This window comes from Enterococcus sp. AZ101 (genome assembly GCF_050499005.1).
In the GTDB taxonomy this organism is placed as follows: domain Bacteria; phylum Bacillota; class Bacilli; order Lactobacillales; family Enterococcaceae; genus Enterococcus_L; species Enterococcus_L ureilyticus.
Window position 1 is genome coordinate 1,904,533 of the sequence record NZ_JBMHEZ010000001.1, and the last position, 14,993, is coordinate 1,919,525.

Sequence of the window (14,993 nt, forward strand, 5' to 3'; positions counted from 1 at the left end):
CGATTTAGAAATACTCTATTTATTCACAATCTAATGCAATCAGATCCTCAAATGTTTCACGTCGAACGGCTAGTTTGTCTTGACCATTTTCCACGAAAACAACGGCTGGTTTTAAATTACGATTATAATTATTTGCCATTGAATAACCATAGGCACCGGTACTAGTCATCGCAAACAAATCTTCTGGATTCATTGGAGGTAAGTCGATGTTTTTGATTAGAACATCACCTGATTCACAATACTTCCCAACAATTCTACTCTCTTGGGTCGCCTCTGTACTAATTCGATTAGCTAAAAAACCATCATATACAGCATCATACAATGCTGGTCGGATATTATCCCCCATACCACCATCTACTGAAACATAGTGACGGACATCTGGTATCACTTTTTGCGATCCAATGGAATAAATCGTAGTTCCTGCTTCTGCAATAATACTACGACCTGGCTCAATCCAAATTTCTGGAAACGCATAATCTAACAATTCACATTGATCTTTTACGCCATTGACAATTGCTTTGACGAACGCTTCTGGCTCTAGCGGATCATCAGCCTCAGTGTACTGAACACCAAAACCACCACCCATATTTAAAATATCTACAGTATAACCAAACGTTTTTTTCCAATCATTCAAAATCAACAACATCTTCTCAACAGCCGCCAAAAATCCTTCTGCAGAAAAAATTTGTGAGCCAATATGACAATGCGCTCCTTTTAGTAACAAATTCTCATCCGCTAAGATTTTTTCTAGCGCGTCTGTCGCTTGTCCGCTCATAACATCGAAACCAAATTTTGAATCGACCTGTCCAGTTAAAATATATTCATGGGTTTCGGCATCCACACCAGGTGTAATACGAAACATCACTTTTTGCTGCTTTCCTTTTTCTTTTAAAATAGTACTTAATAAATCGATCTCATAAAAGTTATCAATGATGATCATCCCAACATTTTGATCTACTGCATAACTTAGTTCTTCTTTTGTTTTATTGTTTCCATGGAATTCAATATTTTCAGGAGACATCCCACCTTTGATTGCCGTATAGAGTTCTCCACCAGAAACCACGTCACAACCTAATTCTTCTTCCTCTAAAAGTTTGTACATAGCCAAGCAACAAAAAGCTTTGCTGGCATAAATCACCTTATTTTTTACACCTAAAGAATTGAATGTTTGTTTAAATCCTCGAGCGCGTTCACGAACATGAGCAACATCATAAACAAATAACGGTGTTCCGTATTTTTCAGCTAAAACAACGGTATCACATCCACCGATTGTTAAATGTTCTTGTTCATTAAATTTTGCCGTTCCAAATAATAGTGGCATCTCTTCACCTTCTTCAACAGATTTATTAAAAATAATAGCACAAAAATGAAAAACTTCCTATCTATTTTCCATTTTTTTATAACGAACCATTCAAATTTGTGACAAATACTCATATAACTTTTCGCTTAGCTTTCTCATGCCATCAAAAGCTGGCTGATTTGCAAAAAGAATCACTAGTTTTTGATTATCCTGATCACCATACACGGCCGTTTCGTACCCACCAAGACTTCCTTGAGAATATTTTAAATCATCAAAATAAATCAGCCCTGCCCGATATCCTTCTTGATCGATATCAGCAAGTTGTTCATACTCTCTTTGTTGGAAAAGTCGACCGTCAGCTAAGCCTTGTATAACTAGCCAAAAATCTTCCGCTGACATATATAAATTACCAGCACCCAATAAGCTAGAAAATAATTTTTTGCTTGCTGGATAAGGATCGTCTTGATAATCTTGCCCTGTATAAAAATAAGGCTGCGGAGTTATTTCATCCGTCGGTAACTGATCCCAAAAATAAGTTTGAGTCAATGATAATGGATCGATCACCCATTTTTTTACAACCATTTCATATGATTGTCCAGTGATTTGGGCAATAATTCCAGCTAATAAAGTATAGTTCCCATTTGTATAGTCAAATTCTTTATTATGCGTTACAGTCAACGTATCCAATGCATTCTCCAACTGACTTTCCTCGTTAATCAACAGTTGTTTTGGTGCTTCTTCAGCCATCGAAATACCAGAACGATGATCAAGTAATTGCTGGATCGTAATCGTTTGACTAAAATCGATTTGCGGATAAAATTTGTCTAAGGTCGCATCTAATTCAAGCTTTCCGTCTTTCACTAATGTTAAAATAATGGCTCCTGTGATTATTTTTTGTAATGAAGCAATAGGAAAAATCCCCTCAATTTTATTTGGATACTTATTATTCACATCTGCATAGCCATAACTTTTTTCATAGAATTTTGTTTGTTGGTCGATCAATAAGACCGTCCCTTTAAAATGAGAATCATTGATGATTTGATCGATTGTTTCTTGCCGACTGGATGTAGTATCAGTCTCCGTTTGTTTACTCTGTTTAGTTTCCATTAAATGATACTCTTTGTAAAAGAAACAACCACCTGCCAGCACTACAAGTAAACAGAACACGCTTATTAAAAGAACTCGTTTACGTAGTCGATTCACGAATATCTCTTCCTTTCCCAATTACTTCCACTAAATTATAGCATTAGCTGACTGAAATAAAGAATACTAAGAAATAGAAAAACTGGAACTGACTTCAATAAGTCATATTCCAGCTCTTTAAGCTATGAAAAAAATGTTGAATTAATGAGTTGCTTCTATTCTTGTGCAATTGTTAAAATTGCAGCGGGAATTCGATAGGGAGAACATGAAATATAATCGACACCGATTTTTTTCAAGAAACGAATCGATTGAGGATCTCCACCAACTTCACCACAAACGCCAATTTTAATAGTCGCATCATAACTTCTTATTTTATCTACAGCCATTTTCATTAAAATACCCACACCGTCTTCATCAATATGTTGAAAGGGATCTTCTTTTAGCAATTTTTGATCTTGATACGCACTGATAAATTTACCAGAGTCATCTCGTGAAAAGCCATACGTCAACTGCGTTAAATCATTTGTACCGAAGCTAAAAAAGTCAGCAACTTCAGCAATTTTTTCTGCAGTTAAACACGCTCTTGGAATTTCTAACATCGTACCAATTTTATAAGCAATAGCTTGGCCTGTTTTAGAAAAAATTGATTGAACTGTTTGCTCCAAACGTTCTCTTAGCCATTTCATCTCTGCTTGACTGCCAATCAGTGGAATCATGATTTCAGGAACAATCACGCTGTCTGTTTCTTTTTGAGAAATCTCCAAAGCACTTTCAATAATAGCAGCTACCTGCATCTCATATATTTGTGGTGTGGTAACCGCCAAACGACAACCACGGTGCCCAAGCATTGGGTTTTGTTCATGCAGTTCTTCAATTCGATGATTGATTTCCTCTATTGTTCGTTGTGTCGCACTGGCTAAATGGGCAATTTCTTCTTCCGTCTGTGGTAAAAATTCATGTAAGGGTGGGTCTAATAAACGAATTGTACAAGCTTTGCCGTTTAATAACGTAAACATCGTCCGAAAATCTTCTTTTTGAAATTCTTTTAGGTTATTTAACGGTTTCATTAGTGACTCTTCATTTTCCGCCAAAATCATTTTGCGCATTTCGAATATTCGCTTTTCACCAAAAAACATATGCTCTGTTCTCGCCAAGCCAATTCCTTCGGCTCCTAATTTTAGCGCAGTTTTAATATCTGCAGGTGTTTCTGCATTTGCTTTTACACCAATACTGGCTTCTTCTTTTGCCCAATCCGTGATCGTTTCTAGCAACTGCCATTCATCACCTTCAACATAGGGAATACTACCTCTATAAATGGTTCCTGTTGTTCCATCGACAGAAATCGTCTCTCCTTGACGTAAAATAACATTTCCTGCTGTGGCTTGCTCTAGAAATTCATCAACATATATTTCTTCACAACCGGCAACACAACAAACGCCCATCCCACGAGCGACTACTGCAGCATGCGATGTCATACCACCTCTAGAAGTGACGATTGCTTCACTCACTACCATCCCTTCAATATCTTCTGGTGAGGTTTCTTGCCGAATTAGGATGACCTTTTCTCCTTGTTCACTCGCTTTTTTTGCCCCTTCAGCTGTAAAATAAATGTTTCCACTAGCAGCACCTGGACTTGCTGGCAGACCTTTCGCAAAAATAGTCGCTTTTTCTAATTCATCTGGTTCAAAAACCGGATGGAGTAATTGCGTCACCATTGTTGGATTAATTCGCTGAATTGCTTCTTTTTTAGAAATAATTCCTTCTTCTACTAATTGAATACAGACCTTAAACGCAGATTTGGCCGTCCGCTTACCATTTCGCGTCTGTAAAATATATAATTTTCGATTTTCGATCGTAAACTCAATATCTTGCATATCCTTATAATGACATTCCAATAAATGACTTATTTTCAAAAATTCTTGATAAACTTCTGGCATCAACGTTTCAAGTTGACTGATTGGTTGTGGCGTTCTTACTCCTGCCACAACATCTTCCCCTTGTGCATTGAGTAAAAATTCTCCAAAAATTCCTTTATCACCTGTAGCAGGATTTCTTGTAAAAGCTACCCCTGTTCCACTATCAGTCCCAAAGTTACCAAAGACCATCTCTTGGATATTGACCGCCGTTCCTAGTGAATCAGAAATATCATGTAGACGGCGATAAGTGATAGCTCTGCGATTATTCCACGAACGAAAAACAGCTTCAACTGCTAGAGTCAATTGCTCGTAAGGATCTTGCGGAAACGGTTGATGGATCACTTCCAAAAATATATCTTTATAAACCGTTACCAATTCTTGCCAATCAGCCGCTTGCATCTCTGTATCCGACTGATAGTTATTCTTTGACTTATAAAAATCCAATTGTTCTTCAAAACGATTTTTATCAATACCACAAACAACATCACCAAACATTTGCAACAATCTCCTATAACAATCGTATGCAAAACGTTCATCACTAGTCTTTTTAGCCAGACCAAGCACCGTCTCATCATTTAACCCTAAATTCAAAATAGTATCCATCATGCCAGGCATTGAAAATTTGGATCCGCTTCTTACTGAAACTAATAATGGATCAGCGACATTTCCAAATTTTTTTGCCGTGCTTTTTTCCATACTATGAATATGCACTTGAATCTCTTCATTCAGTTCCTTTAAGACCTGCTCTTTTTCTTTTAAATAAGCTAAACATGCTTCTGTTGTGATTGTAAAACCAGTAGGAACAGGTAATTTCAATTTCGTCATCTCCGCTAAATTTGCTCCTTTACCTCCTAACAAATCAGCTTGTTCTTTACTTCCTTCTAAAAAATCAATCACATATTTCACTCGCAAACTCTCCTTCTCTCTAATAGTGTATCACATTTGTATAAAAATCATTATATTGTGTATCACATTTATTGTCAATCATTATTAGTGTATCTTATTTTTATGGTTGCTTTATTTTTATAAGAAATATATAATAATTAGTGTGTCACATTTAGAAAGTAGGTCAATAAAATGAAACTTACCTCAAGGCAATTAGAAATCATCAAAATCGTTAAGGAGAATGAACCGATCAGTGGTGATAATATTGCAAAAATACTAGGATTGAGTCGGGCGACCTTGCGCAGTGATTTAGCTATTTTGACGATGACTGGTTTGCTTGATGCTAGACCAAAAGTCGGTTATTTTTATACTGGTCAAACAATTGAACCCTTACTCTATGAAAAATTGTACAAAAAAAAGGTGGAAGACATCATGTTACCTCCTATCCTCATTCATCAAAGTACGACAGTTTATGATGCTGTAACCAATTTATTCATGTATGATGTTGGTTCTTTATACGTCAAAGATGACAATGATGAGTTGAATGGTATCCTTTCTCGCAAGGATTTGCTTCGAGCAGCTATCAGTAATCCAAATACTGAAAAAACACCAGTAGCCATGATCATGAGTCGTATGCCCAACATCATCACCATCACTCGTGATCGTACGATTTTAGAAGCTGGCGGCTTATTGATGCAGCATAGTATTGATACCTTGCCCGTTGTTACACTTGATCAACCAAAAAAAGTGATTGGAAAAGTCACAAAAACGAGAATGATGGCCTATTTTATCAATGCAGGCAATGATATTGAAAAGGAAAATTATTAATCAAAAAACGGATCAAACAACCGAACCTTTAAAAATTAGGAGAGTGTATTCATGCAAAAGGATAAAATTAAAATTTATTTAGTCTCAGATTCAGTTGGAGAAACCGCACAAAAAATCATTTCTGCTGTCTCAGCTCAATATCCGAGCATTGATATGAGCGATATTCAACGATTCCCATTTATTACAGATGAAGAATTATTACAGCCGATTCTAAAAGATGCCCTTCACGATAAAGCAATCGTTGTTACAACGCTAGTCAACAAAAAACTAGTCAATTTAGTGAAAGATTTCGCTACTCGAACTGGATTACAATTTGTTGATTACATGAGTCCTTTAAGTGAAATTGTTGAGGGAACTTTTGGGGTTCAGCCTTTGCAAGAACCAGGTGCTATTCACAAGCTAAACGAACAGTATTTTAGCCGCGTTTCTGCAATTGAGTTTGCCGTAAGATATGACGATGGAAAAGATGCAAAAGGGTTCTTGGACGCTGATTATGTCTTATTAGGTGTTTCACGTACATCCAAAACGCCATTAAGTATGTATATGGCCAATCGCAATCATAAAGTAGCTAATTTACCTTTGATTCCAGAAGTTGCTTTACCTGCAGAACTAGACCAGATCGATCCAAAGAAAATCATCGGATTAACAACCAGTATTGATAGCTTGATGGGCATTCGCAAATCGCGTTTACATTCACTGGGATTGAAAGAAGATTCTGCTTATACAAATGCGCAGCGTATCCAAGAAGAGCTAGATTATGCTAATCGAATCTTTGAAAAATATAATGCCCTAGTGATCAATGTTGATAAAAAATCAATTGAAGAAACGACAACAATAATCGAAGATTTGGCACAAAACCAATAGTAAGGAGTCCTCTTGATGAGTAATCTTCACTCAAATGAGCTGATTGCCGAAATTATTAATTTAGAAGCTATTTTAAATTTACCAAAAGGAACGGAACATTTCATCAGTGATCTTCATGGTGAGTTTGCCGCCTTCAATCATATCTTGAGAAATGGCTCAGGAAGTATTCGTGACAAAGTAAGTACGCTGTTCAGTCAAGAACTTTCTCAAGACAAAATAGATGAACTCTGCTTTTTAATCTATTATCCAGAAGCAAAGATACAGTCATTAAAGAAGGCGCAAAGTTTACCGCAAAATTGGTGGTTTGAAACGATTGAACAGTTACTGATCATTGTCCGATTTGCATCAAGTAAATATACACGTTCTAAAGTCCGTAAAGCATTACCACAAACTTACGCCTATATTTTAGAAGAATTGATTTATCAATACGATGAAACCACAGATAAAAAAGCCTATTATCGACAAATCATTCAAAAAATCATCGAACTTGGAGAAGCTGAACGTTTTATAGCCGACTTGTCTTATTTAACGCAACGTTTTGTGATCGACCATCTTCACGTGATTGGAGATATCTATGATCGAGGACCTCACCCTGATAAAATAATGGATTCTTTGCTCGACTACCACTCACTTGATATTCAATGGGGCAATCACGATATCATTTGGCTTGGCGCTGTCAGCGGCTCTAAAGCTTGTTTAGCGAATGTATTACGAATTTGTGCCCGTTATGGCAACTTAGACCTCTTGGAAGAGGCCTACGGTATTGATTTACAGTTACTAAAATCATTTAGCCGTAAAATCTATCAGGAAAATAAGGATTTTTTCCCTAAAAAAAATCCTTACAGAGAACTTACAACTCTAGAAAGCACAGATGCAATGAAAATCCAGCAGGCGATGGCAATGATCCAAGAAAAATTAGAAGGACAATTAATTCAGCGCCGTCCCGAATTTCAAATGGACCATCGATTATTATTAGACAAGATTCATGAAAATCAGCTTATGATCGATGGTCAAGCTTATCAGTTAGTCAATACATGTTTTCAAACAGTTGACTGGAAGCAGCCTTATCAATTATCAGCAGAAGAAGAATTGGTCATCACTGATTTATTGCAGCAGTTTCAAAATTCCCCAAAATTAAAACAGCACATGACTTTTCTTATGGAAAAAGGCGCATTGTATCTGTCTTATAACCACAATTTATTGATTCATGGCTGTATTCCTCTTAATGATGATGGATCATTTCAAGAAATCAGCTTTAACAAAAATAAGTATGCGGGTAAAGCGTTACTAGATTTTTTTGAAACGAATATACAGCAGGCCTTTTCAAAACCATGGTTAACCGAAGATTTTTCAACAGATCTCGTTTGGTACTTATGGTGTGGTGAGCGTTCATCACTCTTTGGAAAAGAAGCAATGAAAACATTCGAGCGCTATTTTATTGAAGAATGTCAAACCCACGTGGAAGAAAAAAATGCTTATTACTCATTAAGAAATGATTCTCAAGTATGCCAAAATATCTTAAAAGCTTTCGGGCTTAATGAACCTGATAGCCACATTATCAACGGCCATACTCCTGTAAAACAAATCAAAGGCGAATCACCAATCAAAGCTGACGGCAAAATGATCGTTATTGATGGCGGTTTTTCAAAAGCGTATCAAAAAGTCACTGGAATTGGCGGTTATACACTTTTATATAATTCTTTTGGAATGCAGTTAGCCGCCCATAAACCCTTCTCTGATCAAGAAACTGCCATCGAAAAAAATGATGATATTATTTCTACCCGCCAAATCGTTGACCGGAAAATTGAACGTTTAAAGGTCAAAGATACAACGATTGGTCATACTTTGATCAAAGAAACACAGCAGCTAAACAATCAATTGAAACATTCTGGTCAATCAGCTTTTTAACTAAAAAAACGTGAAACAAAACCAAAGTACAGTTTTGTTCCACGTTTTTCCTTTTTACTTAACCAGTTCAAATCGTTGATTCTTTAGTTCATAAACCGCATCACAAGCATTCGCTACTTCTTGTTCATGGGTCACAATAATTATGCATTTTTGTTGTTCATGTGCCACTTTTTGGAACAACTGAACGATTTCTTTGGATGTTTTCTCATCTAAATTCCCGGTAGGTTCATCGGCTACAATCAGTTCATGGTCACAACATAACGCTCTAACAATTGCCACACGTTGTTGTTGTCCACCAGAAAGCTGGGTCACATTCTTAGTGGCAAGGACCTCATCAATCCCAACATTCGCTAAATTTTCTAGAGCATAGGTCTTTTTATCAGCCTGTTTTGAACTTGATATTGACATAGCTGTTAAAACATTATCCAGCGCTGACATATAAGGGAGTAAATTATACGCTTGGAAAATAATCGAGACATCGTTTTTACGATAATTTCTAAGACCAATTTTTTTCAAGGATTCTTCATTGTAAAGGATCTCTCCAGCCTTTGGCAAGTCTAGTCCTGCAATTAAAGAAAGAAATGTCGTCTTGCCAGAACCACTCGCTCCTAAAATAGCGTACATTTTTCCTCGCTGAAACGTTAAATTCACATTTTTATAAAGAAATTCGTCTTCATTTTTATACCAATAGCCTACTTCTTGTGTTTGTAACATCGCAATTCCTCTTTTCTATGTGGTCAAGATTTTTTTTGGTTGCAATCGCAAAATACCAACGGAAGATAAAACTATCGAGAAGAAACTAATTAGAATACCTAAACCTGCTAATAGTGCGATTTCTTTTGGTTGTACAGAAATATTTAGCTCTTGGATCGCTTCTGCTGCTTCAACAGAGCTTGCTCCGATTCGACCCATGGCTCCTCCTGGACCGCCTTGGCGCTGTTGTCCGTCACCGCCCATTTTATCTGGTTGACCTTGATTCGTTTCCGTTTGTTGAGCATTTTGAGATTGTTGGTTGATCAATTGTTCACCGACAACATTTCCGACAATATTCCCACTAAATGTTGCAATGACTAAAGCAACAACCATACAAATAATGATCTCACTGAAAAATTGTAAGACAACTTTAAAGCGTGATTCTCCAAGTGATAATAATACACCGATTTCATATCGCCTTTCTCTAATTGTCATCATGACGATCAGAGTTAAAATAATTACTCCCGCGACCGCGACTAAAATCACAATATTTTTAGCAAAACTTGCAACATTATTCAAAGGTTGTAGCATTTGTTGATAGGCTTGATCGTTAGTTTGCAAACTAAAGCTGTCTGTATCAATCAGCTTTTCAGCAGAGGCAACAAAGGTGTCCATTGCTTTTGGATCACTAAGTGTGTAGCTTGCTGAATCAATCGTTCCTGTTGCGTCATCTCCTTTTAAGGTATTTGCAAAGGTATATGATGTATATAAGGTGTTCGCTGGATTCAAGAAATTGAACTGCATCCCCATGCTGTCTCCGTTTTCAGATGTCTTATAAATTCCTTTGATCGTTAATTCATAAGTTTTCGTCTCATCTTCGGGATCTGTCAGTTTAAATGTATCGCCAACGTTTAATTCATTTGCCTCAGCAAGGGTTTGCTCAATAACGACATTATTTGTCTCCACATCAGCCTCACTGATTGCTTCACCACTTGTGATTTCAGCAATGCCGTCTGAAAAATCACTCAACATCGACAAATCCATTACGCCACTTACTTGAAAATCGCTTTGCTGCTGCATAGCCATCGGTCCACCGCCCATTTGTCCATCACCTCGAGCTTGTTCCTCCCCTTCATTAACAGCTTGTTCATTATTACTTGTTGAAGAAGTTGTCGTCTCACTTTCCGAATCAGTTGAAATCGGTGTGATCCCATCACCTGCTCCAGCCGATGAAGAGGCTAAAAATGAATAGGATTTCACATTGTCTAAAGCAGCGATTTTTTGCGCATCTGCTAATGAAACTGGCGTCAAACTAAAACTACCTGGATCTGGTTTTGTACTGGTAGTGCTGTCTTGACTTTTCTTCATCGCAGCTTCACGATTCGCCGATAGCGTGACACTGGCACCAACACTTTTCTTGGCATTTTCTGTTGCAGTGATTGCAGCGCTTTGAATGGTTAATCCAGCTAAAACAAAAATTAAAATCGCTGAAAAAACAGCACATAATAAAAATGTTCGTCCCTTTTTAGCTTTCATACTTAATGCTGCTCGTTTGATAAAATTCATATAATTCCTCCTTAAATAAAAAACGCAACGGACTCATTTTATCGTTCCTAAAAATTAATCCGCCAACTCTAGCTGATCCATCTGTATTAATGATTTGCCAAAGCAATTAATACTATTTCTTCTGGACAGATACTACTTTAGTTTACGGACCTTAAACAAACCTTAAATACAGATTTCAATTATTTTCGTCCATATCTAACCTTGCAAATCTACAAGAAAAATGATTAAATGATTGTGGCTCTATTTTTAATGAACTAGATAAATAAGTATCAGATAAGATTGCTATCTTACAATTGTTAGAAAGGAACGAAAGGTATTTGGAAAAAAAGAAAATGACTCTATATGGAATGATTTTCTCTATTTGTTTCTTCTTGATCGTATCGTTCTTTTTTTCTGCTCATACAGTAGATTATGCAAACGAAGCAGAAATAAGTGAAAAAATTAGTATTCCAATCAAATCAGCAGCTGTTTCGGCAAACAAAAATCCTGAACCAAAAACTATAGAAACTCCTGAGCTGACGGATTTCTACCATAAAATCAACCAAACAATGATAGATGCTGCCAAAACATTTAATGGCGACATAGGTATGACTTATGTTGACTTAACTACAGGCAAGCAAATTTCTGTAAATGGAACGAAAGAATTTTACAGCGCTAGTACGATCAAAGTTCCTTTAGCAATGATGATTGCGGATAAAGCTGAATCAGGTAGTCTAAAATGGGAAGATCAGCTTACTTTTAATGAAAAAGAAGATTATGAAGATGGAACCGGGATCATTATCAATAATATCCAGCCACAATATTCGGTGAGAACTTTGCAAGAATATAACATCACCTATTCTGATAATATTGCAAAAAACATGTTATATGACACTTTTGGTGGTGATGTTAAAGCAAAACAAGCACTTTATGCTCATTTTTTACAAAAAGAAACGGATTGGGATGACGCAAAATTCACCTCTGAAGATGCGGCTAAGATTCTTAAGATTTTGTATAAAGAAAAAGCATCAAATGTGGAGTATCAAACGATTTATGACTATATGAAAAACACTGTTTTCCATGAACGAATGGAGACTCCAACAACCGCAGGTAAAGTGGCCCATAAAATTGGTTCTTATGAAGGCTTTATACATGACATTGGTATTTTGGAAACAGAACAGCCTTTTATCTTGACGGTGTTTACAAAGGGTCAAACAGATGCTGGTATTGCTTTTATCTCAACGATCACTGATCAATTGTGGACGATTCAAAAAAATAATTATCCAAATGAATAATCATTTTTAAACAGATTATTGAGCGAAGTTATCAATTCATAACTTCCTCAATAATTTTTTTTTCGGAAATAAAACCTATTCACTAATTATAGACCAAAAATAAAGTTAAATATATTGTACATATAAATTAAAATATATTATAATAATTACGTGACAAAATAAAATCAAGGGGAGAATCATGAAAAAAAGATTGTTTAAACAAAGTGGGTTGTTATTGTTTAGTGTTCTATTCTTGTATCCATCAAATGAGGTCCTAGCCTCCCCACCAACAAATGGTGTCATTCCTGATAATAGTCCTGCAATCGAGCAACCTAAACTATTGGAAAGACAAACAAGAACAACGTTACCAAGAATTCATGATCCAAGAACCACGAATAATTTAGCCGTTAAAAACCAAGGCAGTTTAAATATCTGCTGGGCCTTCGCTTCAAATGCAGCATTGGAACATCATTACGAGAAAAAAAATGGAACACCGATTTCCCTTTCTGAACGTCATAGTGATTATTTTTTTGCAAGAAATGCCACTTCTATTTTAAATGAGAACCCTTTAGCTTATAATCGTAACTTAGGGGCAGGTGGACAAGAAGCCGCTACGTTTTACAGTTCAATTCGATGGAAATCTCCAGTTTTAGAAAAAGATATGCCTTTTCAATTATCACTTAAGCCATTGTCCTTGATAGATTTGGATAAACCAACTCCTTTCCATGTCCAAGGAATTGTTGATATACCAAAATTGAGCAAAGACTATACCAATTCTGAACAAGTAGCCAGAGTCAATGAAATAAAAAAAGAAACACTCACCAATGGTGGTGTTACCTTTCGCAACAATGGTAAATATTTACAATCAACGAACGCACACTACAATGCTAAAACTGATTCTTACTTTACTGCGATAAAGAATAATCCAAGTGCTATCAATCATGTGTGTCTAATTGTTGGTTGGGATGATAATTTCAGCAAAAATAATTTTTCTACCCCGCCATCACAAAATGGTGCGTTTATAGTAAAAAACAGTTGGGGGACTTCATATAATGATGGTGGTTATTTTTATGTGTCATATGAAGATTATCATCTTATGACGAACGACTCACATGCTATCAGCTCTATTGAAAACAATAATAATTATGAACATCAATATAGTAAAACTGATTTCATTACCCCTAGCACAGAATCAAGTTATTCTATTGATAGTCCACATTACTACCTTAGTAACAACTATGATGCGCCAAAAAATAATCATGAAATTATTAAAGCCATTGGAATTCGTACCGTTCAATATAATACGCCTTATGAAATCTATATAAATCCTAATGGTACTGAAAATAAAAACCTGAAAAATCTGATCAAAGTTGCAGAAGGAATAAAAGAATCACCAGGTTTTGAAACCGTTCGTTTGAAAGAACATATTCCTATTTATAGTAAAGACAAATTTTCAGTTGTAATCAAGTTTAAACGTCCTGATGGTGTAGCTCTTGCATATTTTCCTGCTGAGTTTACTTGGATATCTGATAAAGTAGATGTAAGTAATCAATCGTTTTATTCTTCTAGCCGTTCTGATACTTCTTTAAATTTTCAAAGTCTCAAAACTGACTTTTATATCCATGTTTATACGGATGATTTAAAATAATTACCCGAAGTATCATCAGAATTTTTAACTATAAAAGAAAAAATATGATTATGTATAAAGGAGAATCTCGACAACTAGAAACGGTCATTACTTCAAGCAATTCAACAACTAACAGCCAAATTGAATGATCATGATATAAAGCACCGAAAGAAATAATCGTAAACCATCACGGTACTTCTTTTAATTCGTCTACTCCTCTAAATGAAGGGAGACCTGTTTTAGCCACTTTATCTGATTCAAATAAAAACTATTATTCACTCACTAACTATATCGGTAACTATACGATTTCCATAAGAAAATGAAGAAGTAAGTAAGAACAAATCAATTTTTTAATGTTCTCACTTACTTCTATTTTATTTAACTACCCATATTTTTTATTTTGATCAAACGAGTAATTTCGCTTCGCTCATTTTCTTCCAGTTTCATCTGGATATAATAAATCGTTTCTTCTAATTGAGGAATCGTCATATATTCTAATGCATTCACTCGACGACGTGTTTTCTCTATCTCTTCTGACATTAGCTGGCATGTTTTCTCCACTTCAGCTAATTCCAACAATTTGGGTAAAATCGTCGAAATCCTATCAAAAACTCCGTCTAATTCTGCATTTGAATTTAGATAGCCATAATTCAATGGTGCTTCGACTACCGTTTCATCATAGTAAAAGTTCATGATTGGTACAGTCACGCTCATGATATTTTTTTCAATCACATCTAGTGTGACTTCATTTGCTGGAATTGCAACTGATTCTTCGATAAAAGCTTCATTCAACGTTGCATTCGCTAATACAAAGTTAGACAAAGCTGTTGTTAATTCTTGTTCTACATCGATCCGTAGTTGATTATTTTTTTTGACAAGTAAAATAAAACGGCGCATCAACTCATCTTGCTTGTCTTTTAATAATTTATGTCCTCGAGTTGCCGTACCTAGTTGTTTCTTTAGACGAGAGAGCTCCATTCGAGTAGGATTCACATTTAGCCGTGCCATGT

At 35.9% G+C, this 14,993-nt stretch carries 11 protein-coding genes; 5 read left to right on the plus strand and 6 right to left on the minus strand.

What is annotated here, in order from left to right:
- Window positions 1-19: 19 nt before the first annotated feature.
- From lysA to ppdK, 3 genes are all read right to left on the minus strand, one after another.
- Complete coding sequence (gene lysA / locus IGJ50_RS09065) at window positions 20-1,321, minus strand: diaminopimelate decarboxylase (RefSeq protein ID WP_429949963.1); 1,302 nt, start codon at window positions 1,319-1,321, stop codon at window positions 20-22.
- Window positions 1,322-1,411: 90 nt separating this feature from the next.
- A complete protein-coding gene (locus tag IGJ50_RS09070) occupies window positions 1,412-2,407 on the minus strand; it encodes a serine hydrolase domain-containing protein (protein WP_207121465.1) in 996 nt (331 codons plus the stop codon).
- A gap of 251 nt (window positions 2,408-2,658) precedes the next feature.
- Window positions 2,659-5,265, minus strand: a complete 2,607-nt coding sequence (gene ppdK / locus IGJ50_RS09075) for a pyruvate, phosphate dikinase (protein WP_429949965.1) — start codon at window positions 5,263-5,265, stop codon at window positions 2,659-2,661.
- 171 nt (window positions 5,266-5,436) lie between these two features.
- Here ppdK and IGJ50_RS09080 point away from each other — a divergent pair, with 171 nt between their 5' ends.
- Genes IGJ50_RS09080 through IGJ50_RS09090 form a run of 3 tightly spaced genes read left to right on the plus strand, consistent with a single transcriptional unit; the run spans window position 5,437 to window position 8,844 of the window.
- Complete coding sequence (locus IGJ50_RS09080) at window positions 5,437-6,072, plus strand: helix-turn-helix transcriptional regulator (protein ID WP_069639678.1); 636 nt, start codon at window positions 5,437-5,439, stop codon at window positions 6,070-6,072.
- A 51-nt stretch (window positions 6,073-6,123) separates the two neighbouring features.
- Complete coding sequence (locus IGJ50_RS09085) at window positions 6,124-6,936, plus strand: pyruvate, water dikinase regulatory protein (protein WP_069639677.1); 813 nt, start codon at window positions 6,124-6,126, stop codon at window positions 6,934-6,936.
- 15 nt (window positions 6,937-6,951) lie between these two features.
- Window positions 6,952-8,844, plus strand: coding sequence for a fructose-1,6-bisphosphatase (locus IGJ50_RS09090; protein ID WP_429949967.1), 1,893 nt, complete (start codon window positions 6,952-6,954; stop codon window positions 8,842-8,844).
- 54 nt (window positions 8,845-8,898) lie between these two features.
- Here IGJ50_RS09090 and IGJ50_RS09095 read toward each other — a convergent pair whose 3' ends face one another.
- Together IGJ50_RS09095 and IGJ50_RS09100 are read right to left on the minus strand one after the other, a co-directional pair.
- On the minus strand, window positions 8,899-9,558 hold the full coding sequence (locus tag IGJ50_RS09095) for an ABC transporter ATP-binding protein (RefSeq protein WP_069639675.1): 660 nt from the start codon (window positions 9,556-9,558) through the stop codon (window positions 8,899-8,901).
- A gap of 15 nt (window positions 9,559-9,573) precedes the next feature.
- Entirely contained in the window at window positions 9,574-11,103 is a 1,530-nt protein-coding gene (locus tag IGJ50_RS09100) for an ABC transporter permease (protein ID WP_429949969.1), read from the minus strand.
- Between the two features lie 332 nt (window positions 11,104-11,435).
- Here IGJ50_RS09100 and IGJ50_RS09105 point away from each other — a divergent pair, with 332 nt between their 5' ends.
- Both IGJ50_RS09105 and IGJ50_RS09110 read left to right on the plus strand, forming a co-directional pair.
- Window positions 11,436-12,377: a serine hydrolase gene (locus IGJ50_RS09105; protein WP_429949971.1), complete on the plus strand. Its 942-nt coding sequence runs from the start codon at window positions 11,436-11,438 to the stop codon at window positions 12,375-12,377.
- A gap of 178 nt (window positions 12,378-12,555) precedes the next feature.
- Window positions 12,556-14,004 (plus strand): lectin like domain-containing protein, encoded by a 1,449-nt coding sequence (locus tag IGJ50_RS09110; RefSeq protein ID WP_429949973.1) that lies wholly within the window; start codon window positions 12,556-12,558, stop codon window positions 14,002-14,004.
- A gap of 357 nt (window positions 14,005-14,361) precedes the next feature.
- On the opposite strand, the gene IGJ50_RS09115 is transcribed toward IGJ50_RS09110, so the two are convergent.
- Window positions 14,362-14,991 (minus strand): V-type ATP synthase subunit D, encoded by a 630-nt coding sequence (locus tag IGJ50_RS09115; RefSeq protein WP_429949975.1) that lies wholly within the window; start codon window positions 14,989-14,991, stop codon window positions 14,362-14,364.
- Window positions 14,992-14,993: the final 2 nt, after the last annotated feature.

Excerpts from the sequence above, each read along its gene's own strand:
- IGJ50_RS09095 (WP_069639675.1), bottom strand. The coding sequence starts at position 9,558 with ATGTTACAAACACAAGAAGTAGGCTATTGGTATAAAAATGAAGACGAA.
- IGJ50_RS09115 (WP_429949975.1), bottom strand. The coding sequence starts at position 14,991 with ATGGCACGGCTAAATGTGAATCCTACTCGAATGGAGCTCTCTCGTCTA.
- IGJ50_RS09090 (WP_429949967.1), top strand. The coding sequence starts at position 6,952 with ATGAGTAATCTTCACTCAAATGAGCTGATTGCCGAAATTATTAATTTA.
- IGJ50_RS09105 (WP_429949971.1), top strand. The coding sequence starts at position 11,436 with ATGACTCTATATGGAATGATTTTCTCTATTTGTTTCTTCTTGATCGTA.
- IGJ50_RS09100 (WP_429949969.1), bottom strand. The coding sequence starts at position 11,103 with ATGAATTTTATCAAACGAGCAGCATTAAGTATGAAAGCTAAAAAGGGA.
- IGJ50_RS09070 (WP_207121465.1), bottom strand. The coding sequence starts at position 2,407 with ATGGAAACTAAACAGAGTAAACAAACGGAGACTGATACTACATCCAGT.
- IGJ50_RS09080 (WP_069639678.1), top strand. The coding sequence starts at position 5,437 with ATGAAACTTACCTCAAGGCAATTAGAAATCATCAAAATCGTTAAGGAG.
- IGJ50_RS09085 (WP_069639677.1), top strand. The coding sequence starts at position 6,124 with ATGCAAAAGGATAAAATTAAAATTTATTTAGTCTCAGATTCAGTTGGA.
- lysA (WP_429949963.1), bottom strand. The coding sequence starts at position 1,321 with ATGCCACTATTATTTGGAACGGCAAAATTTAATGAACAAGAACATTTA.
- IGJ50_RS09110 (WP_429949973.1), top strand. The coding sequence starts at position 12,556 with ATGAAAAAAAGATTGTTTAAACAAAGTGGGTTGTTATTGTTTAGTGTT.